At 41.0% G+C, this 515-nt stretch carries 1 protein-coding gene; it reads left to right on the forward strand.

From position 1 onward, the window contains the following. On the forward strand, window positions 1-509 hold a 509-nt coding region (locus BCT81_RS25645), incomplete at its 5' end, for a DUF2057 family protein (RefSeq protein WP_133152725.1). Window positions 510-515: the final 6 nt, after the last annotated feature.

Consider the following 515-nt stretch of genomic DNA (forward strand, 5'->3'; position numbering starts at 1 on the left):
TTGGCAAGACGATAGAACTAGAAGAAAGACAAGTACCAAGAGAAAGCTGCAGCGAGCACTGTACTAAGACTCAATATATTAAGTTTCCATTAAGTGACGCTGATATTCAGCAAGCAAGAGAAAAGAATTTAGAATTTACGCTTGAAGGCCAAAACTCAGTAATGAGCACGACTTTTATCGTGCCGAAAGCATACATCGACACAATTTATAACGGTGCAAATAATCATACAGCTATTGCGGTTGCTCCAGTCGCGGCTGTTCCAGTAGCAGCAGTAGTTGCTGAAGAGCCAAAAGCATCACAAGCGCAAGAGATGGTGAATTACTGGTATGGTGAAGCAACAAAAGAAGAGCAATCTGCAGTGACAGATTGGGCATTCAAGAATCGTAAGAACACGAACCCAGCACCATTAGAAGGCTCTAAAGAGATCGAAATGGTTTCTTACTGGTTTAACAAACTAGATAGCGAAGAAAAATCTCAGACGATGATTTGGTTATTAGAGCAAGAGTAAGCCTTT

The organism is Vibrio sp. 10N.261.52.A1 (assembly GCF_002876325.1).
Classification (GTDB): Bacteria; Pseudomonadota; Gammaproteobacteria; order Enterobacterales; family Vibrionaceae; genus Vibrio; species Vibrio chagasii.